The sequence below is a fragment of the Hydrogenophaga sp. genome, assembly GCF_026125785.1.
Lineage (GTDB): Bacteria > Pseudomonadota > Gammaproteobacteria > Burkholderiales > Burkholderiaceae_C > Hydrogenophaga.
Map to the genome: position 1 here is coordinate 1 of NZ_JAHCKL010000017.1, position 21,165 is coordinate 21,165.

At 63.2% G+C, this 21,165-nt stretch carries 24 protein-coding genes and 1 tRNA gene; 9 read left to right on the plus strand and 16 right to left on the minus strand.

Annotation, left to right across the window (positions count from 1 at the left end):
* The first annotated feature begins 258 nt into the window (after nt 1–258).
* Entirely contained in the window at nt 259–567 is a 309-nt protein-coding gene (locus KIT53_RS14760) for a hypothetical protein (RefSeq protein WP_297753839.1), read from the plus strand.
* A 45-nt stretch (nt 568–612) separates the two neighbouring features.
* Here KIT53_RS14760 and KIT53_RS14765 read toward each other — a convergent pair whose 3' ends face one another.
* From KIT53_RS14765 to KIT53_RS14795, 7 genes are all read right to left on the minus strand, one after another.
* A complete protein-coding gene (locus KIT53_RS14765; RefSeq protein WP_297753841.1) occupies nt 613–744 on the minus strand; it encodes a hypothetical protein in 132 nt (43 codons plus the stop codon).
* Nucleotides 745–885: 141 nt separating this feature from the next.
* Nucleotides 886–1,188 (minus strand): hypothetical protein, encoded by a 303-nt coding sequence (locus tag KIT53_RS14770; protein WP_297753844.1) that lies wholly within the window; start codon nt 1,186–1,188, stop codon nt 886–888.
* Between the two features lie 148 nt (nt 1,189–1,336).
* Nucleotides 1,337–2,578 (minus strand): Fic family protein, encoded by a 1,242-nt coding sequence (locus KIT53_RS14775; protein WP_297753847.1) that lies wholly within the window; start codon nt 2,576–2,578, stop codon nt 1,337–1,339.
* A 304-nt stretch (nt 2,579–2,882) separates the two neighbouring features.
* The gene (locus KIT53_RS14780) at nt 2,883–3,935 is read right to left on the minus strand and encodes a DMT family transporter (RefSeq protein WP_297753849.1); all 1,053 of its coding nucleotides are present in this window, start codon (nt 3,933–3,935) and stop codon (nt 2,883–2,885) included.
* Nucleotides 3,936–3,938: 3 nt separating this feature from the next.
* Nucleotides 3,939–4,289 (minus strand): DUF6488 family protein, encoded by a 351-nt coding sequence (locus KIT53_RS14785; RefSeq protein ID WP_297753852.1) that lies wholly within the window; start codon nt 4,287–4,289, stop codon nt 3,939–3,941.
* 39 nt (nt 4,290–4,328) lie between these two features.
* Nucleotides 4,329–5,114, minus strand: coding sequence for a HupE/UreJ family protein (locus KIT53_RS14790; protein WP_297753855.1), 786 nt, complete (start codon nt 5,112–5,114; stop codon nt 4,329–4,331).
* A 127-nt stretch (nt 5,115–5,241) separates the two neighbouring features.
* Nucleotides 5,242–5,556, minus strand: coding sequence for a hypothetical protein (locus tag KIT53_RS14795; RefSeq protein WP_297753857.1), 315 nt, complete (start codon nt 5,554–5,556; stop codon nt 5,242–5,244).
* Between the two features lie 332 nt (nt 5,557–5,888).
* On the opposite strand from KIT53_RS14795, the gene KIT53_RS14800 reads away from it, so the two are divergent.
* The 7 genes from KIT53_RS14800 (at nt 5,889) to KIT53_RS14830 (ending at nt 12,070) form a co-directional block, all read left to right on the plus strand.
* On the plus strand, nt 5,889–6,089 hold the full coding sequence (locus KIT53_RS14800; protein ID WP_297753859.1) for a hypothetical protein: 201 nt from the start codon (nt 5,889–5,891) through the stop codon (nt 6,087–6,089).
* 511 nt (nt 6,090–6,600) lie between these two features.
* Entirely contained in the window at nt 6,601–8,334 is a 1,734-nt protein-coding gene (gene pilB / locus KIT53_RS14805) for a type IV-A pilus assembly ATPase PilB (RefSeq protein ID WP_297753862.1), read from the plus strand.
* 31 nt (nt 8,335–8,365) lie between these two features.
* Nucleotides 8,366–9,583 carry a type II secretion system F family protein gene (locus KIT53_RS14810; protein ID WP_297753865.1) on the plus strand — a complete coding sequence of 406 codons (1,218 nt, stop codon included), beginning with the start codon at nt 8,366–8,368 and terminating at the stop codon, nt 9,581–9,583.
* Complete coding sequence (locus KIT53_RS14815) at nt 9,583–10,443, plus strand: A24 family peptidase (protein WP_297753868.1); 861 nt, start codon at nt 9,583–9,585, stop codon at nt 10,441–10,443. The genes KIT53_RS14810 and KIT53_RS14815 overlap by 1 nt, the downstream gene beginning before the upstream one ends.
* 2 nt (nt 10,444–10,445) lie before the next feature.
* The gene (coaE, locus tag KIT53_RS14820) at nt 10,446–11,057 is read left to right on the plus strand and encodes a dephospho-CoA kinase (RefSeq protein WP_297753871.1); all 612 of its coding nucleotides are present in this window, start codon (nt 10,446–10,448) and stop codon (nt 11,055–11,057) included.
* Between the two features lie 43 nt (nt 11,058–11,100).
* Nucleotides 11,101–11,856, plus strand: a complete 756-nt coding sequence (gene zapD / locus KIT53_RS14825; RefSeq protein ID WP_297753874.1) for a cell division protein ZapD — start codon at nt 11,101–11,103, stop codon at nt 11,854–11,856.
* A gap of 7 nt (nt 11,857–11,863) precedes the next feature.
* A complete protein-coding gene (locus KIT53_RS14830) occupies nt 11,864–12,070 on the plus strand; it encodes a DNA gyrase inhibitor YacG (protein ID WP_297753876.1) in 207 nt (68 codons plus the stop codon).
* A gap of 7 nt (nt 12,071–12,077) precedes the next feature.
* On the opposite strand, the gene KIT53_RS14835 is transcribed toward KIT53_RS14830, so the two are convergent.
* The 5 genes from KIT53_RS14835 to KIT53_RS14855 form a co-directional block, all read right to left on the minus strand.
* Entirely contained in the window at nt 12,078–12,536 is a 459-nt protein-coding gene (locus KIT53_RS14835; protein WP_297753879.1) for an NUDIX domain-containing protein, read from the minus strand.
* Nucleotides 12,533–13,411 carry an ATP-binding protein gene (locus tag KIT53_RS14840; RefSeq protein WP_297753882.1) on the minus strand — a complete coding sequence of 293 codons (879 nt, stop codon included), beginning with the start codon at nt 13,409–13,411 and terminating at the stop codon, nt 12,533–12,535. Before KIT53_RS14840 ends, KIT53_RS14835 begins: the two co-directional genes overlap by 4 nt.
* 1 nt (nt 13,412) lies before the next feature.
* Nucleotides 13,413–14,660 (minus strand): bifunctional glutamate N-acetyltransferase/amino-acid acetyltransferase ArgJ, encoded by a 1,248-nt coding sequence (gene argJ, locus KIT53_RS14845; protein WP_297753885.1) that lies wholly within the window; start codon nt 14,658–14,660, stop codon nt 13,413–13,415.
* Nucleotides 14,661–14,744: 84 nt separating this feature from the next.
* Entirely contained in the window at nt 14,745–17,495 is a 2,751-nt protein-coding gene (gene secA / locus KIT53_RS14850; protein ID WP_297753888.1) for a preprotein translocase subunit SecA, read from the minus strand.
* 165 nt (nt 17,496–17,660) lie between these two features.
* Nucleotides 17,661–18,614, minus strand: a complete 954-nt coding sequence (locus KIT53_RS14855; RefSeq protein WP_297753891.1) for a M23 family metallopeptidase — start codon at nt 18,612–18,614, stop codon at nt 17,661–17,663.
* A 76-nt stretch (nt 18,615–18,690) separates the two neighbouring features.
* Between KIT53_RS14855 and KIT53_RS14860 the strand changes: the two genes are divergently transcribed.
* Nucleotides 18,691–18,981 (plus strand): DciA family protein, encoded by a 291-nt coding sequence (locus KIT53_RS14860; protein WP_297753894.1) that lies wholly within the window; start codon nt 18,691–18,693, stop codon nt 18,979–18,981.
* Between the two features lie 39 nt (nt 18,982–19,020).
* Here KIT53_RS14860 and KIT53_RS14865 read toward each other — a convergent pair.
* The 4 genes from KIT53_RS14865 to KIT53_RS14880 all read right to left on the minus strand — a co-directional run bounded on the left by KIT53_RS14865 (nt 19,021) and on the right by KIT53_RS14880 (nt 21,144).
* A tRNA-Thr gene (locus tag KIT53_RS14865) sits at nt 19,021–19,096 on the minus strand.
* Nucleotides 19,097–19,111: 15 nt separating this feature from the next.
* Nucleotides 19,112–19,642, minus strand: a complete 531-nt coding sequence (locus KIT53_RS14870) for a ClpXP protease specificity-enhancing factor (protein ID WP_297753897.1) — start codon at nt 19,640–19,642, stop codon at nt 19,112–19,114.
* 22 nt (nt 19,643–19,664) lie between these two features.
* Nucleotides 19,665–20,276 (minus strand): glutathione S-transferase N-terminal domain-containing protein, encoded by a 612-nt coding sequence (locus KIT53_RS14875; RefSeq protein WP_297753900.1) that lies wholly within the window; start codon nt 20,274–20,276, stop codon nt 19,665–19,667.
* 112 nt (nt 20,277–20,388) lie between these two features.
* Nucleotides 20,389–21,144, minus strand: a complete 756-nt coding sequence (locus KIT53_RS14880) for a cytochrome c1 (RefSeq protein ID WP_297753903.1) — start codon at nt 21,142–21,144, stop codon at nt 20,389–20,391.
* Nucleotides 21,145–21,165: the final 21 nt, after the last annotated feature.

Below are 21,165 nucleotides of genomic sequence, written 5' to 3' on the forward strand. Positions count from 1 at the left end.
GTGATGTTTTGAGTAGTCAGCTCTTTTATCCGTCACTTAGTTCAGAAAACGGTACCGCCACATGCGGCGGGCCTTCCCGCAGGAAGACGCACGACATCCTCCCGCCTCGCAGTCGGACGCAGACCGCGTCGGTTCCCGGGATTCCACAACGGAACTCTGCCGCATCTTCTTCGACTTGGACGCGTCTGAGGTGACGGGGATAAAACGCCTGTCTATTTGTTGAGCGGCACTTCACCGCTCAACCTACCAGGAGATTCAGTGAAAGCAATCATCAACGGTCGTATCTACAACACCGAGACCGCCGACCTCGTCTGCGAAATCAGCCACGGCTGGAAGTCCAACTTCGATTGGCATGAGACTGGGCTTTACCGAACCCCCAAAGGCGCGTTCTTTCTTGCCGGTCAGGGCGGACCTCGTTCGATGTGGGCCAAGCACGACGGGAACTGCAGCAGCAGCGGCAAGGGCCTGCAGGTCATCACTGCTCAGGAAGCACGGAGCTTTATGGAAAAGGCCGGCTGCGATGAGGACACATACGAGGAGTTTGGGCTGCCATTGGTAGAAGGCTGAGCTCGTTGCGAGTGCGAGGCACCCCATCAAGTTGGGTTGCTTCCGCTACCTCCCATGGCGCTGCGCCCGCCTGGCAAGGAACCTGCTGAGTTCCACGAGCGTGGCACCGCCCATGTCAGGCGCGGCGTTCATGCGCGCGACCAGTGCCTCGTCGCTCACCTCGTCACGTGCGAGCATGTACGCCAGTTCATCGGGACAAAACCCTGGCTTTTCAGCGAGCGCTCTCAGCTCTGCGTGCAAGGAAAGTCCGTCGTCGCCCACGGTCGCGGGCTGACCGTGAGCACTCGGCTTTTTGAGGTCCGTACCCATTCGCAGGCTCTACAGGTCTTTGTCCCGTGGCTCCGGGAAGGGACCAGGAGCTGCCGCGACCTTCAAGAGCTGCTCCCTCGACGGGCTGACAGTCCAAGGAGCGGCCACCTCCATCTTCGTGCCGGCGAATGAGATGCGGTCGCCGCCATCCGGCTCCTCCACCACCCCTTTCGCCAAACGCTCGCGCATCATCGCCTCAACAGCTCGCAGCGGTGCGGCCGGCAGCAAGCCGGTGGAGCCGACCGAAAGCCCGCCCGCCTTTGGCTTGCTGGCCGGTGGGGCCTTCTCGTTTGGGAGTTTGGTACTGGCCATCTGCACATACTAGCCAGGCTCGCCCGTTCTCGATAGTCACGCGCTGCTGCGGCTCCTGCGCCTTCAATGCCTGATGCCCCGGTCCTCCCCGGACGAGGTGGGCGTAGGAGCGTTACGGCTCAAGCAGCGGGTCCAAATGCCAGGCCCATCAACGACGCCGCCCCGCATCTATCCATCGCTGCGTCATGCCTCGTGCGAGGTTGTAGCGGGCGCAGTTGTACTGCTCCAGCTGGTCGAGCTCGGTGTTCGCGATGAGGCGCAGCGCCGCGCTGTCAGCGGCATCGACGTGCACATCGGCAAACGCGGCCTCCAGCGTTCGGCCATGGAAGACCACGAACTGCATCAGCTCGTTCAGGGCCTGCCGGTACTTGGTCCGAATCGGGTCGGGCGCTGACAGAGACGCGCGCAGCACGCTGTACTTCTGAATCGAGCGGCGGTAGATGAACTCGAACAAGTCCACCGCCGCAGCCACGTTGCGCTGCTCGTAGACACCGAGCATGGCGGTCGCGTAGTCCGAGCGCTCCACGTCCAAGAATGACAGTGGTGCGCAGTTGTAGAGCATGAGCGGCATGTTGGCGCTTAGACGACTCGTGCGCTTGTTGCCGTCCGCGAAGGGCTGCAGGTAGGCCAGATTGACCCACAGGAAGAAGGCCGCCTCAACGGGATTGCGGATGTTCCGCACCTTGTCGACGATGGCGTTCAGCGTCTCCTCAAGGAGCGTGGGAATGCTGCTGGGGGTGTAGACCGAGCCGTCGATGTTCACCACGCGCCGACGGATGCTGCCGATGTCGCGCGAGTCGCGCAGAAGGTCCCGCATCAGCTTGGCCTGCAGGTCGACGATGACGGGCACGGTGATGCCCTCTGTCGGTACCGCATCGACCATGAACTCGATGGCGCTCTTGTGATTGAGCAGCATCAGGGTGTCCTCGTCGAGTGGGCCGCCCTGTTGGCCGAGCTCGAAGAGTTCCTTGGTGTCCAGCAGGCTCTTGTTGTTGCCCTCGAGGCGCGACGACGACCACGACAGGTCGATGAGCAGCTGCTCGAGCACTTCGCGCGCGTAGGTTCCTGCAGGTTGCTGGTCTTGGCTGCGGCCGGCGTCGTACAAGTCTGTGGCCAATTGCGGCGGCAGCAAGCTGGACTGGTTCGGGATGTAGCTGTTCACGAACCCGCTGTCGTAGCCCACGGGGGCGCGGGTGCCCAAGGGTGCGCGCAGCGCCTCGACTAGGGGCTGTGCAGCCGCCGACCATTGCAGCACCCCAGACCCGGCCTGCGTTTGGGCGCCAGCGGGCAAAGCGCGCAGCACTGCCTCGGCCGCTGCGGTCGCCAGGTAGCGGGTCGAGCGGCCGTCCCCGCGCTTCTCCAGAAAGCCAGCGGCCAGAAGGTCCCGCAAGTCCCGGTTGATGGTGGGCCGGGAGACCTGGAGAGCGTGCTCCAGCGCACTTGGCGCAACCGGCTCCCCCGCTGCCAGGACTCGGCGGAGCAGCTCCTCATGGCGGGGCGACAGTGAGGGAGTTGTCATGTGGCAGCGAACCTTGTCAATCTTGTCATTTGACAAGAAAAGACCTTAATCTTATCTTCTGGCTTGTGTCATGACAAGAAAAAGACGAGATTACCCCCCTGTGATAAGAAAACTCCACCAGGGACCGTCGCTCAACCAATCGATGCGTTGGGAGGCGATGAAGCCTTTCCCGGGTTCAGTGCCGATGTAGGTGATGCAGGTCTGGTACGTGCGGGTGCCGATGAACCACCGCTGAATGCCTGTGCGCATGGCTGTGCGGACCTGCGGGAAACACATCATGGTGGTGGTCGTGATGACCATCATCGTGTGTGTGGGCGTGTTCATGGTCCAGCTCTTCGTGAACATGCTCGTGCTCGTGGGATTCAGCCAGATGGAGCACGACGCCGGCCAACATCAGCGCACCGCCAAGCCATAAGAGCGAACCGCCTCCGCGCTCACCCAGCGCGAAGGCCCCCGCCGCGCCGATGAAGGGCGCAAACGCGAACACCGAGCCGGTGCGGGCAGCGCCAAAGCGGCGTTGGGCCAGCAAGTAAAAGCGCAAGCTGAGGCCGTAGCCGGTGGCACCAACAGCCAGAAGCGCCATGGCAGCGCTCCAGGCGGGCACGGACTCCGACAGCAGCCACGCCAAGGTGAAGGTGGCCAGTGCCCCAAGCGTGGCCTTGACCAGCACGACCTGCCCGGGGTCTCGGTCAGCCACGCCGCGCGAGAGCGTGTTGTCCACGCCCCATGCAGCCGTGGCCAGCAGCACGGCGAGCAGGCCCAGCAGCTGCGCATCACCTTGCAGCCCCTGGTCCAGTGCCAGCAGAACGCCACCCGCCAGCAGCGACAGCATGGCGAACACCACCCGGCGGTCGACCGTTTCGCCGTAGAGGCGCCAGGCCAGCAGCGCGGTGAACACTGCCTCGAGCGTGAGCATCAAGGAGGCCGACGCGCCGCTTGTGTTCTGCAGCCCCCACGCGAGCGCCACGGGCCCCGCCACTGCGCCAAAGAAGGCCATGGCCAGCAGTCGGCCAGCATCGCTGCGCTGCAGGCGGGCCTCGCGCTCGGGCGGGCGCCGCATGAAGAGCGCCGCCAGCGCCGCACCCGCATACAGCAAGCCGGCGGTGGTGAACGCGCCAAGCCCCTTCCCCCACCACTGGACGAAGGGTGTGCTGAGCCCGAAAAGGGCGGCCGCCAGCAGTGCCAGCAGACCGCCCATGAGCACCGGGTTGCTCAACCGGCGCGCCATGGCTTACTGACCGGTGAAGTTGGCCGCGATGAAGTTGCCAGGGTGCGAGAAGAAGATGTAGAGCGTCTGCTTCGACTTGTCGGTGGCGGCCGGGTTGCTGAAGGCGACCTTCCACTCCTTGCCCTTTTTGCCGTCGACCAGCTCGAGCTTCTCGAGTTTGGCTGCCTGCCAGGAGCTCTCGAGCTTGCCGCTCTTGACCAGGGCGGCGCGCCGCTGGTTGGCGCAGTCGGTCACGACGGCTTCGGTGGCGGGCTTCTTGCCGTGGAAGTGGCAGCTGCCGCCTACATCGGCCAGGGCCACAGGGCTGAAAGCAGGCAAAGCCAGGAGGGCGACAGAGAGAAGAATGGATTTCATGAGGGGACTCCGTTGGTACGTTTGAGTGAATGAGGGGGTTCAGATGCCGCTTCGGCTCTTGTCTTCGGTGTTCTCCACGTCCATGTCTTCATGGGCGTGGCGGTGCTCGGCGGCCGGGAAACGGAAGCTGTCGGGGTGGGCGTCGTGCTGGTACCCGTGAAGTTGGGTGAACAGCAGGTACACGCCCCCGTAGAACAGCGCCAGGTTGGCCGCGTAGCTGAACCGCTTGAACGAAGGCCGGTGGCGCCACAGGGCGAGGGCACCCACCATGACCGTCAACGCCGCTATCTGACCCACCTCCACGCCCACGTTGAAGCTGAGGATGCGCCAGAGCATGGCCACCGGGTCATCGCCCAGCGGCAGTTGCTGCAGGCGCGTCGACAGGCCAAAGCCGTGCAACAACCCGAAGATGAAGACGGCCCCCAACAGGTTGGGCGATGCCATCGAGAAGTGCTTCTGAAAGCCGCCGTTGTTGTCGAAGGCCTTGTACATCACGCTCAGCGCGATGATGGCGTCGACCAGGTAGTAGTTCCAGGTGATTTTGAAGTACGTGGCAAAGATGAGGGTGATGCAGTGCCCGATGGTGAACACCGTGACGAACTTCGCCACGTCGCGGAACGTGGTGAGGAAGAACACCACGCCGAACAGGAACAGCAGGTGGTCGTAACCGGTAAGCATGTGCCGCGCACCGAGTTCGACGTAGTGAAGGTAGCCAGCTTCGAGCATGCGCTGCTGGTCCTCGGGTGAGATGCCATGGGCTGCGGCCAGTATGGGCAGGAGCCCCAGCAACAGCACCAGCAGGCGCTTTGGATGAGTGATGTGCATGTTGATTTCGGATAGGGGTTGACCGCTTCGCACGCGGGCAAAGCGGTGGCCTGCGCTGCGCGCAGGCGAACAAGCGGGATGTACTGAGGTAGGCGGCTCGTGCCGCTATCCGGGTCCGTACCCGGTGTCAGGCGCGGGCGCTGGGCGGGCGCAGCAATCCGTCAAGGAAGACGGTGGGAGGCCAGACATCGCGGGCCATTGGCGCCGCATCCGACGGGGCGTCGAATGCCATGGTCGACGTCAACGCATCCAGCGCCGAAGGCTGGAACCCGTCATCGGCATGGAAATGTGGACCGCTGTCTGCGTCGGATGACAGGTGCAGCGAAGCGTCGTCGTGGTGATGGTGGTCACGGTCCTGTTGGTGGACCGTCATGTGCGCAATCTGCTCACCCCTGGCCTCAATAGCGAAGGGCGTCAGCCACGCCATGCTCTGCCAGAGCATGAGCGCAATCAGCAGTAAGGGCCGAAAAGAGAGGCACACGGACTCAAGTATAGGCTTCGCAGGACCGTGGAATTCAGAAACCAGGCACGTTGAATGCTCGTCAGAACCGCGTAGAGGGGGTACTCGGTCGCTGCGAATTACCTCTACACGCTGTTGGCAGCCAAGCTCACCAGACCTAGACTTGCGTGGCCGGAGGGGTCTCGACAGTCAGAGAGCATATGGACGGTGTCGCTGGCGACCGGTGTCTGACGCTAGCTAACTCGGGAAACGGCCCCCTCGACCGTCGCAAGGACCTGAGTGGCGTCCCGCAAGGTTTGCACGAACCCAGACGCGTGCACCGCGTCGACCAAGGTCCGAACTTCCATCTCACTCATGCTCCGGACGAGCGCTGCGACACCGAAGCCTTCAAGCGCTCCTGGGAGGTCTCCAAGCGGGGCTTCTGCCGCCGCGCCGAGCAGGTCCTGCGCCGACGCTTCAGGGGCAACGCCTGGCCGGTCCGACGCACCAACGTCGGCGCACTTTTGCAGCTGTGAGGGAGCGCGAGGCATGTTGCTAGACTAACCGAACAGGGGCGTCTGGAGCCCTCTTCAACCACGCTGAAACGGTGGTGCAAACCGCCCCGGAAACGGCTCTGTCAAGCCCCCATCCTTGACGGCCAGTCGCGGCCACCAACGGCCGCGAAATCTGCGGCAAATCTGCGGCAGCGGAACCGTTTTGAAGGGGGTGGAAACGGATGGAAAAACTTGGAAAGAGCGTGCTAAGCTGTTGATTCTTCTAGGACGCCCTCACCCCTCGAGAGGCTCCTGAAGCCAGAGGGCCGGATTCGGGACGTAGAGGCCGGAGGTTCGAATCCTCTCACCCCGACCAATTTCCTTGCTGCAACGCCCGGTCCGGGATGGACGGTTCGATACAGCACCTCGACGGCAACCGGCTCTTTCCGGCGCGACCTTGATACAACGCCGAATGCGGCAGAAGCCGCAATTTCGGCACAAGTCGCCTCAATTGAGACGGCCAAGTCCTTGATTTACGATAGATTACGGGCTTATGGCGTCTGTCGAATCCGTCGTCCAGGATACCCCGTCCATGGCCTTGCCAGGCCTTGGACGCGCGCTTGTGTCCGCGGGCAAGCTGGGCCAGAAGGCTGCAGAAGATCTTTACCGCAAAGCGCAGAGCGGACGCACCAGCTTTATCGCCGAGCTCACGGGGTCGGGCGCCGTGTCGGCGTCGGATCTGGCGCATACCATGTCGGTGGCCTTCGCAGCCCCTTTGCTGGATCTGGACGCGATTGATGTGCAGCGCCTGCCGGCAGGCCTGCTCGACGCCAAGATCTGCGCCGACTACCGCATCGTCGTTCTGAGCAAACGCAACAACCGCCTGATGGTGGCCACGGCCGACCCGGCGGATCAGCAGGCGGCCGAAAAAATCAAGTTCGCGACCCAGATGGGTGTGGACTGGGTCATCGCCGAGTACGACAAGCTCAGCAAGCTGGTGGAGGCACAGACCACCAGCGTCAACGAGACCATCGACAACATCATCGGCGGCGAGTTCGAGTTCGATGAGGTGGCCACGGACGCTGCGGTGAGCGACGTGACAGACAAGGCGTCTGAAGTCGATGACGCACCGGTGGTCAAGTTCCTGCACAAGATGCTGATCGACGCATTCAACATGCGCGCGTCCGATTTGCACTTCGAGCCGTACGAGCACAACTACCGCGTCCGTTTCCGCATCGATGGGGAACTGCGCGAGATCTCTGCCCCCCCGATCGCCATCAAGGACAAGCTGGCTTCGCGCATCAAGGTGATCTCCCGCATGGACATCTCCGAGAAGCGGGTTCCGCAGGATGGGCGTATGAAGCTCAAGATCGGCCCCGACCGGGTGATCGACTTCCGCGTCAGTACCCTGCCCACCTTGTTCGGCGAGAAGATCGTGATCCGTATTCTCGATCCGAGCAGTGCGAAGCTGGGCATTGATGCACTGGGCTACGAACCCGAGGAGAAGGAAAGGCTGCTGCACGCCGTCAGCCGCCCGTACGGCATGGTGCTGGTCACCGGCCCCACCGGCTCGGGCAAGACCGTCTCGCTCTACACCTGCCTGAATATCCTGAACAAGCCGGGTGTCAACATTTCCACGGCGGAAGATCCGTCGGAAATCAACCTGCCCGGCGTCAACCAGGTGAACGTGAACGAGAAAGCGGGCCTGACCTTTGCAGCGGCGCTCAAGGCTTTCCTGCGTCAGGATCCTGACGTCATCATGGTGGGCGAAATCCGCGACCTTGAGACGGCTGACATTTCGATCAAGGCCGCGCAGACCGGTCACCTGGTGCTGTCTACATTGCACACCAACGACGCGCCGACCACACTCACCCGGATGATGAACATGGGGATCCCCACGTTCAACATCGCCTCCAGCGTGATCCTGATCACCGCGCAACGACTGGCCCGACGCCTGTGCAGCAATTGCAAGGCGCCGCTGGACGTGCCACGCAAGGCTTTGCTGGATGCGGGCTACCAGGCCGAGGAGCTCGATGGCACCTGGACCCCTTACAAACCCGTCGGTTGCTCGGCTTGCAACAACGGCTACAAGGGCCGTGTCGGCATCTATCAGGTCATGCCCATCAGCGAAGAAATCCAGCGCATCATCCTGCGCGGCGGCAGCGCACTGGACATCGCTCAGCAAGCCAGCAAGGAAGGCGTCCGCACCTTGCGCGAGTCGGGATTGCTCAAGGTCAAGCAGGGCATGACTTCGCTGGAAGAAGTGCTCAGCGTGACCAACGAGTGACGCCTGTCGCACACAAGCCCTAGAGGACCACATGGCAACCGCAGTATCCAAGAGCGTCAAGGACATCGTCTTCGAATGGGAAGGCAAGGACCGCAACGGCAAGACGGTGCGGGGCGAGACGCGGGCTGCCGGCGAAAACCAGGTGCTCGCTGCGCTGCGGCGCCAGGGCATCGTGCCGGGCAAGATCAAGAAGCGCCGCATGAGTTCGGGCAAGCGGATCAAGCCCAAGGACATTGCAATCTTCACGCGCCAGCTCGCCACCATGATGAAGGCGGGCGTTCCGCTGCTGCAGGCATTTGACATCGTCGGCCGCGGCAACCCCAATCCCAGCGTGACCAAGCTGCTCAACGACATCCGTACCGATGTCGAGACAGGCACCTCACTCAGCGCAGCGTTCCGCAAGCACCCTCTGTACTTCGACAGCCTGTACTGCAACCTGGTGGAAGCCGGCGAAGCGGCCGGTATCCTGGAGGATCTGTTGGATCGGCTGGCCACCTACATGGAGAAGACGGAGGCGCTGAAGTCCAAGATCAAGTCGGCGCTGATGTACCCGATCGCGGTGATCATCGTCGCCTTCGTGGTGGTCGCCGTGATCATGATCTTCGTGATTCCTTCGTTCAAGCAGGTGTTCACCTCGTTCGGTGCCGACCTGCCGGGCCCCACACTGTTCGTGATCGCCATGAGCGAGTTCTTCACCGAGTACTGGTGGCTCATCTTTGGCGGTCTGGGCGGCGGCATCTATTTCTTCCTGCAAGCCTGGAAACGCAACGAGAAGGTGCAGCGCTTCATGGATCGCCTGCTGCTCAAGCTCCCCATCTTCGGACCGCTGATCGAAAAGTCCGTGGTCGCCCGCTGGACCCGCACGCTGTCCACCATGTTTGCTGCCGGCGTTCCCCTGGTCGAAGCGCTGGATTCGGTCGGCGGTGCATCGGGTAACTCGCTGTACGCGATCGCCACGGAGAAAATCCAGCAGGAGGTCTCCACCGGCACGAGCCTGACCAATGCGATGACCAATGCGAACATCTTCCCATCCATGGTGCTCCAGATGTGCGCCATCGGCGAAGAGTCCGGCTCCATCGACCATATGCTGGGCAAGGCTGCGGACTTCTATGAGGCCGAAGTGGATGACATGGTGGCCGGCATCTCCAGCCTGATGGAGCCGATCATCATCGTGGTGCTGGGCACGGTCATCGGCGGCATCGTGGTCTCCATGTACCTGCCCATCTTCAAGCTGGGCCAGGTGGTTTGATGCCCGTGCTGGGCGCGCCGGCGGCGGCGCTGCTGGGTCTTCTGGGCCTGCTGGTGGGCAGCTTCCTGAATGTGGTCATCCACCGCCTTCCGCGCATGATGGAGGCCCGCTGGGCTGCCGATTGCGCGGAACTGCATTCTCCTTCTGGTGATGCGCATCCCCACGCAGCGCCAACCGAGCCCTACAACCTGATGGTGCCCCGCTCCCGCTGTCCACATTGCGGGCACCAGATCCGCTGGTACGAGAACATCCCGGTGCTCAGCTACCTGGCATTGCGCGGCCGTTGCAGCCAGTGCGCCACGCCCATCAGTGCGCGCTACCCTGCGATCGAACTGGTCACGGCGGCCTTGTTTGCGTGGTGCGGCTGGGCATGGGGCTTGGGATGGAGCGCACTGGCATGGTCCGGTTTTTCGGCCGCGCTGCTGGCCCTGGCTTTCATCGACTGGGACACCACCCTGCTGCCAGACGACATCACACTGCCACTCGTATGGGCAGGCCTGTGTGGCGCAGCGCTGGGTCTCACGGGCGTTTCACTGCGAGACGCGCTCTGGGGTGCCGTAGCGGGTTACCTTGCGCTGTGGCTGGTGTACTGGGGCTTCAAGCTGCTCACTGGCAAAGAAGGCATGGGCTACGGTGACTTCAAGCTGTTTGCAGCCTTGGGGGCCTGGTTCGGCTGGCAGGCCTTGATCCCCGTCATTCTCATGGCTTCGGTTCTCGGCGCGGCAGTGGGCATCGGGATCAAGTTGGCTGGCCGCCTGCGCGAGGGCGGCTATGTCCCTTTCGGCCCTTTCCTGGCCCTGGCCGGTCTCACTACCCTGGTATTCGGTCCCTCGGCCATGCTGGCCGCTGTCGGCCTGTGAGCATGCCATCCAACGCCCCTGCGTCTCTGCGACTCGGCGTAACGGGTGGCATCGGCAGCGGCAAAAGCACCTTGGCCCGCCTGTTGCAGGCAAGCGGTGCCGACCTGATCGACGCCGATGCCATTTCACGAGACAGCACGGCTGCTGGCGGTGCCGCCATCGCGGCCATCAAAGAGGCTTTTGGCGCCGGCTTCATCACCAGCGACGGGGCGCTGGACCGGCAACGCATGCGCGAGCACGTGTTCGCCCACCCACCCGCGCGCAAGCAACTCGAGGCCATCGTTCACCCCTTGGTCAGCACCGAGATCCGGCGCCTGGTCGCGGCCAGCGCATCCCGATGCGTCGTGTTCGACGTTCCATTGCTTGTGGAGTCGCCGCATTGGCGACATCAACTGGACCGTGTGTTGGTGGTCGATTGCACGCCCGAGACACAGATACGGCGCGTGCAACAACGCAGTGGCTGGAGCGTGGAGACCATCGAAGCCGTGATGCGCAACCAGAGCCCGCGCCTGCGGCGCCTGAAGGCCGCCGACCTCGTGGTCTACAACGAGCTGGACGATCTCACGGCTCTGCAGACCATCGCCAGGTCTCTGGCGAACCGGTTCGGGCTATGATGAAGACTTCCCCCGCCGCCCAGCCCAGCGATCCATCGCCGCCGTGATCCTCTACGACTACCCCTTCAACGAACGCATCCGCACCTACCTGCGGCTCGAACAGCTGTTCAGGCGTCTGGTGGAACTGGTGCCCCGCAGCCACCCGCTGGATCACCACTACGCGCTGCAGACCATCTTCGAGATCATGGACGTCGCAGCCCGTGCGGACATGAAATCGGATGTGCTCAAGGACATCGACCGCCAGAAGCAGCAGCTCACGGCCTACCGAGGCAACCCCATGATTGCCGAGGAGGTTCTGGATGGTGTCATACGCCAGTTGGATGACTGTTTTTCCCAGCTCAGCCAGCTCGCGGGCAAGACGGGCCAGTCCCTGACCGAGAACGACTGGCTGATGAGCATCCGCAGTCGCATCGGCATACCCGGTGGTACCTGCGAATTTGACCTCCCTGCCTACTACCACTGGCAACACCAGAGCGTTGAGACCCGGCAAGCCGATCTGCACCGGTGGACGCTGCCGCTATCGCCGCTGGCCGAAGCCATCGTGCTGCTGCTCAAGATGCTGCGCGACTCGGGGTCTGCCCAGAAAGTGGTGGCGCCGGGTGGCCAGTTTCAGCTCAATCTTCCGCAAGGGCGGACGTTCCAACTGCTGCAGTTGCGCATAGACCCCGCCCTGGGGCTCATCCCCGAGATCAGCGGCAACCGGTTGATGCTGTCGGTGCGCCTGATGCGCCATGGGGAAGACGACCGGCTTCATCCCGCGCAGGAAGACGCCGCCTTCGAACTCACCCTGTGTGCGTGAGGCCGTGATGGCGCCTCGCCGTGTGCCGGATGAAGACGTGAAAACCGTGCGTTGCCCCACCTGCGGTGGCGCCAGCGTGTACGCGCCAGACAACCGCTTCAGGCCCTTCTGCGGCGAGCGTTGCCGGCAGATCGACCTGGGCGCCTGGGCTAGCGAGAGCTTCAAGCTGCCCGAAAAGGAAGGCCAGAGCGACCCAGGGTTCGAGCAGAGCTGACTCCCTGTCAGTCCTCCCGTTCCGCGGCCAGCCACTCCAGCACGGGTACCGTTCCGGGCAGCACCGGGGCACGCTGAACCGGCAGGTGCTCCCAACCAAACTGCTGGCCTTCGCGCATCTGCAGTTCACCCTGCCAGTCGTAGACCTTGCAGAAATGCAGGCGGACGAGCGCATGGGGGTAGTCGACGAGCGAATCCTTCCAGGCGTGCGCCGTACCGATGGTCACGCCGATTTCCTCCTGGAGTTCGCGGCGCAAGGCCTGCTCCACCGTCTCGCCAGCCTCCAGCTTGCCACCTGGGAACTCCCAGTAACCCGCGTACACCTTGCCCGGCGGGCGCGAAGTCAGCAGAAACGCGCCTTGCGCATCGATCAGGATCCCGACCGCGACATCGACAACGGGGCGTTGGGCAGGATCGCCTGCGCGGTCGCGCTCGCCATCAACCACCAGCGCAGCGCCGCCGCTCATGCGCCGGTCGCGTGGGATCCGGCGTAGTCCCGGGCAAACTGATAGGCCACGCGGCCACTGCGCGATCCCCGTTCCAGCGCCCAGACCAGGGCCTGCGGCCGGGCAGCGTCAATCTCCGCTGGCCCTACGCCCAGAGACGACAGCCATTGCGCCACGATGGTGAGGTATTCGTCCTGGCTGAATGGGTAAAAACTGACCCAAAGCCCAAAGCGCTCGGAGAGCGAGATCTTCTCCTCTACCACTTCACCCGGATGCACCTCGCCTTCGGGCGTATGGGTGTAGGTCAGGTTTTCCTTCATGTACTCCGGCAGCAGGTGGCGCCGGTTGCTGGTGGCGTAGATCAACACGTTCGGGCTCGCGGCCGACACAGAGCCGTCCAGAATGGACTTGAGCGCCTTGTAACCTGGCTCTCCATCCTCAAAGCTGAGATCGTCACAAAAGACGATGAAGCGCTCCGGGCGCTGAGCCACCACCTCGACGATGTCGGGAAGATCCACCAGATCGGCCTTGTCCACTTCGATCAGGCGCAACCCCGCCGGCGCGTATTCATTGAGGCAGGCCCGCACCAGGGAGGACTTGCCTGTGCCACGCGCACCGGTCAGCAACACATTGTTGGCCGGCAGACCTTTCACAAACTGCTCCGTATTGCGCCGGATCTTGTCCTTCTGGCCATCAACTTCCTTGAGGTCGCCGAGGCGCATGGCGCCCACATGCCGCACGGGCTCCAGCACACCATGGCCACTGCTGCGCTTGCGATAACGCCAAGCAACCGCCTGCGACCAGTCGGGCTCGCTCAATGCCTGGGGCAGCACCGCCTCGATGCGGGCGATGAGTTGCTCGGCTCGCTGCAGCAGGCGCTCGAAGTGTTCGTTCATGTCAAGACCGGTAGTCGGCGTTGATGGTCACGTAGTCGTGGCTGAAGTCGCAGGTCCAGACCGTTTCGCTCGCCTGGCCCCGCCCCAGTCCGATGCGCACCAGGATCTCGGCCTGCTTCATCACGCGCTGTCCGTCTTCTTCACGGTAGTCGGGGTGCCGCCCTCCGGACGTCACCACGTGGACCTCGCCCAGATGCAGGTCGATCCCGCTCACATCCAGATCGTCGATCCCCGCGTAACCCACCGCCGCGAGAATGCGACCGAGGTTGGGATCGCTGGCAAAGAAGGCCGTTTTTACCAGAGGCGAATGCGCCACCGCATACGCCGCCTTGAGGCATTCGCCGGCATCGCGGCCTCCCTCGACCTGAACAGTGATGAACTTGGTCGCACCCTCTCCATCGCGCACGATGGCGTGGGCAAGCTGACGGGCCAGCGGCACCAGCGCCGCCAGCAATGCCTGCCCGGCCGCGCTGTCCAGATCGGTGATGGGCGCATGGCCGGCACGGCCCGTGGCCACCACCACAAACGAGTCATTGGTGCTGGTATCGCCATCCACCGTCACCCGGTTGAACGAAGCATCGGCCAGGCGACGCGCGAGCGCGGCCATCAGCGCGGGATCGACATGGGCATCGGTGGCAAGGAAGCCCAGCATGGTCGCCATGTTCGGGCGAATCATGCCTGCCCCCTTGGCAATGCCCGTAGCGCGTACGGCGTGCCCTTCGATGTCGAAACGCACGCTGCAAGCTTTGGGCAAGGTGTCCGTGGTCATGATGCCCTGCGCTGCGGACAGCCAGTGGTCCCCATGATCGTTCTGCGGCAACGCCGCATCCGACAAGGCCTTGGGCAGACCGGCCAGCAGCCGATCCAGCGGCAAGGGCTCCATGATCACCCCGGTCGAGAAGGGAAGCACCTGTTCGTGGTGCAGTCCCAGCGAGCGCGCCAGCGCGTGGCAGGTCTGGCGCGCAGCGGCCAAGCCGGGCTCCCCGGTACCGGCATTCGCATTGCCGGTGTTGATCACCATGGCCCGAATGGCTTGCCCTGAAGCCAGGTGGTCGCGGCACACCTGCACCGGTGCAGCGGCGTAGCGGTTGCGCGTGAATACAGCACCGACCGCGCAGCCATCGTCCAGCAGAAAGACCGTCAGATCCTTGCGATCGGCCTTGCGGATGCCGGCCTGCGCCACGCCGATGCGCACGCCTGCGATAGGCAGCAGATCCGAAGCCTTGGGGGTTTCAAGTAGAACCGGCATGGGAACTCCGTGGAATATTCGGGGGAGCCGGGTTGGGCTGCACGCCGCCTTCAACGTACCCGGCAGGGGACCTCGGGGCGCTGCTCAGTCCAGCTTGCCGTGGCAGTGCTTGTACTTCTTGCCACTGCCACAGGGGCAGGGGTCGTTGCGACCAACGCGAGGCACCGCGTCTGCGCCAGCGCCCGGAGCCGAAGCGGAGACGCTTTGGGCTTCGCCGGTCTCGGTGGGCGCGGTGTAGGTCACGTTGCCGATCTGCTCCGCGCGCTCCTCCATCTGCTCGGCTGCCTCGGCCACCTGTTCGGCAGATTGCACGCGCACATTCATCAGGATGCGGGTGACGTCGTTCTTCACGCTGTCGAGCAACTGTCCGAACAGCGCGAACGCCTCACGTTTGTATTCCTGCTTGGGCTGCTTCTGCGCATAGCCGCGGAGGTGGATACCCTGGCGAAGATAGTCCAGCGCCGAAAGGTGCTCGCGCCACTGGCTGTCAATGTTCTGCAGCAGCACGACGCGCTCGAACTGGGTGAAGTTTTCCTCACCCACCAGTTGCACCTTGGCGTCGAACGCGGCTTTGGCGGCCGCCAGCACGCGCTCCACGATCTCCTGGACATCGATGGCTTCGGCCTGGGACACCCACGCGGTCACAGGAGCGTCCACCATCCACTCCTCGCGCAGCACACGTTCCAGCGTCGGGAGGTCCCATTGTTCCTCCACACTCTCCTCGGGCACGTACTGGTGCACCAGATCGGTGAAACAGCCATCGCGCAGCGAGTCGATCTGGGCACGCAAGGAGGTCGCATCCAGAATGTCATTGCGCTGCTGGTAGATCACCTTGCGCTGGTCGTTCGACACGTCGTCGTACTCCAGCAACTGTTTGCGGATGTCGAAGTTGCGCGCCTCCACCTTGCGCTGCGCACTCTCGATACTGCGCGTCACGATGCCGGCCTCGATGGCCTCGCCCTCGGGCATCTTCAGGCGGTCCATGATGGCACGCACCCGGTCACCGGCAAAGATCCGCATCAGCGAATCGTCCAGGCTCAGGTAGAAACGCGAAGAACCGGGGTCGCCCTGCCGGCCGGAGCGGCCACGCAACTGGTTGTCGATGCGGCGGGACTCGTGCCGCTCAGTGGCGATGATCCGCAATCCACCCAAGGCCTTGACCTTTTCGTGGTCCTGCTCCCATTGCTCGCGCAACTGAGCCACGCTCGCGGCCTTGGCAGCGTCGTCAAGCGCTGGATCGGCATGCACGGCCTCCACCATCTTCTCCAGGTTGCCACCCAGCACGATGTCGGTCCCGCGACCCGCCATGTTGGTGGCGATGGTGATGGCGCCCGGACGCCCTGCCTGGACAATGATGTCTGCCTCGCGTGCGTGCTGCTTGGCGTTGAGCACCTGGTGCGGCAGCTTCTCGGCCTGCAACAGGTTGGCGATGATCTCGGAGTTTTCGATCGACGACGTACCCACCAGCACGGGTTGCCCGCGCTCGTGGCATTCCCGGATGTCCTCGATGGCAGCGACGTATTTTTCCCGGGTGGTCTTGTAGACGCGGTCGAGTTGGTCAACACGCTTGCTGGGGCGGTTCGGCGGAATCACCACCGTCTCCAGGCCATAGATCTCCTGGAACTCGTAGGCCTCGGTATCGGCGGTACCGGTCATGCCGGAGAGCTTGCTGTAGAGACGGAAATAGTTCTGGAAGGTGATGGACGCCAGGGTCTGGTTCTCCGGCTGGATGGCAACGCCTTCCTTGGCCTCCACCGCCTGGTGCAGGCCATCGCTCCAGCGACGGCCCGCCATGAGGCGGCCGGTGAATTCGTCCACGATGACGATCTCGCCCCCCTGGTTCACATAGTGCTGGTCGCGGTGATAGAGGTGATGCGCCTTGAGCGAGGTCACCAAGTGGTGCAGCAACGCGATGTTGGCCGGGTCGTAGAGTGAAGCCCCCTCAGGCAGCAGACCGGCCTGACTGAGAAGGCGTTCAGCGTTCTCATGCCCCTGCTCGGTAAGGTGGATCGAGTGCGCCTTTTCGTCGACGGTGAAATCGCCCGGTTTGATCACGCCCTCGCCAGTCCGCGGGTCGGCTTCGCCTTCTTGGCGCACCAAATGCGGCACGAGTTGTTTGATCGCGATATAGACCTGGGTCTGGTCTTCGGCCTGTCCGCTGATGATGAGCGGTGTGCGCGCCTCATCGATCAGGATCGAGTCCACCTCATCGACGATGGCGTAGTTCAGGCCGCGCTGCACGCGGTCCGCCGCCTCGTACACCATGTTGTCGCGCAGGTAGTCGAACCCGTACTCGTTGTTGGTGCCATAGGTGATGTCGGAGCGGTACGCCGCCTGCTTCTCCTCGCGCGAGGACATGGGCAGGTTGACCCCCACCGTCAGGCCCAGGAAGTTGTAAAGACGCCCCATCCACTGCGCGTCACGACTGGCCAGGTAATCGTTGACCGTCACCACATGCACGCCATGGCCGGTGAGCGCATTCAGGTACACGGGCAGCGTGGCGGTCAGGGTCTTGCCTTCGCCGGTGCGCATTTCGGCGACCTTGCCCTGGTGCAGCGCGAGTCCCCCCACCAGTTGCACGTCGAAGTGGCGCATCTTCATGACACGCTTGCTGGCCTCGCGCACCACGGCAAAGGCCTCCGGCAGAATGGCCTCCAGCGTCTCGCCCTGTGCCAGCCGCTGCTTGAAAGCATCCGTCTGCCCCCGCAACTCGTCGTCGGCCAGCTTCTCGAACTTGGGCTCCAGCGCATTGATCCGCTCGACCGTCTTGCGGTACGTCTTGAGCAGACGGTCGTTGCGGCTACCAAAGATTTTGGTGAGGAAGTTTGTGGCCATACATGCGGGCCCGCACCGGATACCCTGTTGGAGTTCCAGGCAGGCGATTGAACTGAGGAGGGCTCTTTCGAGCCCGGTAGGACAACGGGAAACTACCCGTGATATGCCGTCAAGTACGGAGCTATCAAGAGCAAAGCCGGCATTTTACCCGGGGGCACAGCCCGCTCAGGGCTTGCGGCTGGCGGGCCCGGGGCCCTTCTGCAGGGCGGCCACGTTTTCTCCGGCCGCCAGGAAGCGCTGCGGATCCTGGGGCACCCCCGAGACCAGCACCTCGAAGTGCAAATGCGGTCCCGTGGAACGGCCGGTGGTCCCGACCTCGGCGATTTTCTGCCCGCGCTTGACGATGTCGCCCTTTTTCACGAACACCTTGGACGAATGGGCATAACGGGTGATCAGGTCGTTGCCATGGTCGATTTCGACCATGTTGCCGTATGCCGGGTGGTAGTCCTGCACCACCACCACGCCGCCTGCCGCCGCCAGTATGGGCGTACCGGTGTCCGCGGGGAAATCGAGCCCCGTGTGCAATGCGGAGCGCCCCGTGAAGGGATCGATGCGGAATCCGAAACGCGAACCGATGGAAACGCCGGAAACCGGTTGTTCAGTCGGCACCATGGTGCGCTGGATCTTCTGGTCAAACAGGCGCGACTCGACCACCGTCAACCAGTCCACGCGAGAGCCGGTGGTCTGATCGATGCGATCCAGCGCGGACGACAACTCGTCCATGCTCAGGTCTCGGCTAGCGACCAGCGTGCCACCCGACCCAGGTGGTGCCTTGAATTCCGTGGCGCTGAGTCCTGCCAGCCCCGCCACGCGCTCTCCCAGTGAATCGATCTGCATCATGCGCGCCTGCATTTCGCCCAGTTTGCGCGCCATCGCATCCAGGTTGGCCCGCATGTAGGCATCCTGGGTGTTGATCTGGTCCTGGTGAACCAGACGCGCCACCGGCGCAAAACCTGGCCAGCCTTGGCGCACGCCTTCCAGGAACACCCAATGGTAGGTGGCGATGGAACTCAGCATCAACAACACGGACGCCATCACGCCAACCCCTACGAGCCTGAGTCCACTGAGATGCAAAGCCCGGCTCTTGGCCAACCAGGCATCCGTGATAATGATGTGCACGTCTTCCACCTTTCCAGGAGCCTAGCGCGTGCCAGGCCTCCGCCAACTGATGTCCACCTCCCCCCATCGTTCGACCATGCTCAGCCTGGAGCAGGCCGTGGGAGAGGCGCCCACACTTTCCGCATTACGGGAGCGCATCCGGGAATCCCGGTGGTGCCTGGATCAGGTGCAACACCTGATTCCCGCCAATCTTCGCCCCCATGTGGTTCCCGGACCCCTGCAGGATCGGGAATGGTGCCTGCTGGTCGCCAGCGCCGCTGCCTCAACCAAGCTGCGGCAATTGCTGCCGGCGCTGCAGAAGGCCTTGGTCGAAAGGGGAGCGCAGGTTAACGCAATCCGCATCAAAGTCCAAACACCGGGGCGATGAGCGAACTCTGCCGGCACCCCGACGGCCATGGCATGGCCATGGTGCCGCTTGTCTGACTCGAACAGACGACCTATCGCTTACAAGGCGATTGCTCTACCAACTGAGCTAAAGCGGCGTCGAGCGCGCGATTTTACTTGACGCGCTTGAGCTGGGGTCGCCCGCCTGGACGGTCCGGCCCCTTGGAGGGCGGCTCGTCATCTTCCAGGCCGGCAGGTGCCTCGCTGGTGACGGCCCTCAAGCCATTGCTCCGCACAGCAGTCTCGTCATCCGCCGAGGCACCCTCCACCTCGGCACCGGCCGCCACCGGGCTGGCTTGCAAAGTTGCAGCCGCCGCAACCGGAGCGGGAAAAGCCATGCCCTGCCCGTTCTCGCGCGCATAGATCGCAATCACATGGCTCACCGGAATCACGATTTCCCGCGCGACACCGCCAAAGCGGGCCTTGAACTCAATGAAGTCGTTCCCCAGCCGCAGCGCGCTGGTGGCCTCCATGCTCACGTTGAGCACGATCTCACCATTCTTGACGAACTCCATGGGCACGCGCACGGAAGCATCGACCTGCACCGCGATATAAGGTGAAAACCCATTGTCGGCACACCACTCGTGCAGCGCCCGGATCAGGTACGGCCGGGTGGAGGGAATGTCCGTTTCGAACACGCTCATGAAGGGGATCGGGCTCGGCTTTTTACTTGCGCATCACCTTCTCGGACGGCGTCAGCGCTTCGATGTAGGCCGGACGAGAGAAGATGCGCTCTGCGTACTTGAGCAACGGTGCGGCGTTCTTGCTCAGCTCGATTCCATAGAAGTCCAGGCGCCACAGCAAGGGCGCGATCGCCACGTCCAGCATGGAGAAGTTGTCGCCCAGCATGAACTTGTTTTTGAGAAACACCGGCGCCAGCTGGGTGAGCCGGTCGCGGATGTGCGAGCGGGCCTTCTCCAACGCCTTCTCGTTACCCTTGCTGGTGCGGGATTCGAGCATGGAAACGTGTGTGAAAAGCTCCTTCTCGAAATTGAGCAGGAACAGGCGAACACGTGCCCGGTCCACGGGATCACCGGGCATCAATTGGGGGTGCGGAAAGCGCTCATCAATGTACTCATTGATGATGTTGGATTCGTACAAGATGAGGTCGCGCTCGACCAGGATAGGCACCTGGCCGTAGGGATTCATCACGCTGATGTCATCGGGCTTGTTGTAGAGGTCCACATCCCGGATCTCGAAATCCATGCCTTTTTCAAACAGCACGAAACGGCAGCGGTGCGAATAGGGGCAGGTGGTACCCGAATACAAGACCATCATGAGGGAGTCTCCTTAAAGCAAAAACAGTGGCTTGCTTCCATGCCCTTCGGGCATCGCAAACCACTGTGGAACGGGCGAACCGGTGCTGGGCACGCCGGTCCGGCCAGCACAATTACTTGACGTCTTTCCAGTACGCCGCATTCAGGCGCCAGGCGACCACCGTGAAAGCCGCCAGGAACAGCAGCACCCAGACCCCGATGCGCACACGGCTGTTCTGAGCGGGCTCTGCCATCCATTGCAGGTAGGCCACCAGATCGCCCACGTTGTTGTCGTACTCGGCCTGGGTCAGGGTACCCGGCTTGACGACGTCCCAACCCTTGACCTGGTGCACCTCATGACCATGGCTCATGACCGTCTCGTAGACGGGGCGGCGCTCGCCCTGCAGTTCCCACAAAGGGTTGGGCATGCCGATGTTGGGGAAGGCCAGGTTGTTCCAGCCCGTGGGCTTGGTGTCATCGCGGTAGTAGGTGCGCAGCAGGGTGTACACGTAGTCTGCACCCGTGCCCGCGCCGCTGGAACGCGAGCGGGCGATCAAGGTGAGATCGGGCGGATTGGCACCGAACCACTGCTTGGCCTGCTTGGGATCGATCGCGGCCTTCATGGTGTCGCCGATCTTGTCGGTCGTGAAGGTCAGGTTCTCGGCGATCTGCTTGTCGTTCAGGCCGATGTCGCGCAGGCGGTTGAACCGCATGAAAGCGGCCGAGTGACAGCTCAGGCAGTAGTTGACGAAGATCTTCGCGCCGTTCTGCAGCGCGGCCATGTCGTTGGTGCGCTTGGGCGCCTTGTCCAGCGGAATGCCGCCACCGGCGGCCAGGGCGGCTCCCGACAGGCCCAGGGCCAGCATGAAGCCCACGAGGATTTTTTTCATTTGCTTGACTCTCCGATTGGC

What these genes read in the sequence shown, in the direction of transcription:
- KIT53_RS14765 (WP_297753841.1), bottom strand. Translation starts at nt 744, where the DNA reads ATGCTCGCACGTGACGAGGTGAGCGACGAGGCACTGGTCGCGCGCATG.
- KIT53_RS14770 (WP_297753844.1), bottom strand. Translation starts at nt 1,188, where the DNA reads ATGGCCAGTACCAAACTCCCAAACGAGAAGGCCCCACCGGCCAGCAAG.
- KIT53_RS14780 (WP_297753849.1), bottom strand. Translation starts at nt 3,935, where the DNA reads ATGGCGCGCCGGTTGAGCAACCCGGTGCTCATGGGCGGTCTGCTGGCA.
- KIT53_RS14785 (WP_297753852.1), bottom strand. Translation starts at nt 4,289, where the DNA reads ATGAAATCCATTCTTCTCTCTGTCGCCCTCCTGGCTTTGCCTGCTTTC.
- KIT53_RS14790 (WP_297753855.1), bottom strand. Translation starts at nt 5,114, where the DNA reads ATGCACATCACTCATCCAAAGCGCCTGCTGGTGCTGTTGCTGGGGCTC.
- KIT53_RS14795 (WP_297753857.1), bottom strand. Translation starts at nt 5,556, where the DNA reads ATGCTCTGGCAGAGCATGGCGTGGCTGACGCCCTTCGCTATTGAGGCC.
- pilB (WP_297753862.1), top strand. Translation starts at nt 6,601, where the DNA reads ATGGCGTCTGTCGAATCCGTCGTCCAGGATACCCCGTCCATGGCCTTG.
- KIT53_RS14810 (WP_297753865.1), top strand. Translation starts at nt 8,366, where the DNA reads ATGGCAACCGCAGTATCCAAGAGCGTCAAGGACATCGTCTTCGAATGG.
- KIT53_RS14815 (WP_297753868.1), top strand. Translation starts at nt 9,583, where the DNA reads ATGCCCGTGCTGGGCGCGCCGGCGGCGGCGCTGCTGGGTCTTCTGGGC.
- coaE (WP_297753871.1), top strand. Translation starts at nt 10,446, where the DNA reads ATGCCATCCAACGCCCCTGCGTCTCTGCGACTCGGCGTAACGGGTGGC.
- KIT53_RS14830 (WP_297753876.1), top strand. Translation starts at nt 11,864, where the DNA reads ATGGCGCCTCGCCGTGTGCCGGATGAAGACGTGAAAACCGTGCGTTGC.
- KIT53_RS14835 (WP_297753879.1), bottom strand. Translation starts at nt 12,536, where the DNA reads ATGAGCGGCGGCGCTGCGCTGGTGGTTGATGGCGAGCGCGACCGCGCA.
- KIT53_RS14840 (WP_297753882.1), bottom strand. Translation starts at nt 13,411, where the DNA reads ATGAACGAACACTTCGAGCGCCTGCTGCAGCGAGCCGAGCAACTCATC.
- argJ (WP_297753885.1), bottom strand. Translation starts at nt 14,660, where the DNA reads ATGCCGGTTCTACTTGAAACCCCCAAGGCTTCGGATCTGCTGCCTATC.
- secA (WP_297753888.1), bottom strand. Translation starts at nt 17,495, where the DNA reads ATGGCCACAAACTTCCTCACCAAAATCTTTGGTAGCCGCAACGACCGT.
- KIT53_RS14860 (WP_297753894.1), top strand. Translation starts at nt 18,691, where the DNA reads ATGCTCAGCCTGGAGCAGGCCGTGGGAGAGGCGCCCACACTTTCCGCA.
- KIT53_RS14870 (WP_297753897.1), bottom strand. Translation starts at nt 19,642, where the DNA reads ATGAGCGTGTTCGAAACGGACATTCCCTCCACCCGGCCGTACCTGATC.
- KIT53_RS14875 (WP_297753900.1), bottom strand. Translation starts at nt 20,276, where the DNA reads ATGATGGTCTTGTATTCGGGTACCACCTGCCCCTATTCGCACCGCTGC.
- KIT53_RS14880 (WP_297753903.1), bottom strand. Translation starts at nt 21,144, where the DNA reads ATGAAAAAAATCCTCGTGGGCTTCATGCTGGCCCTGGGCCTGTCGGGA.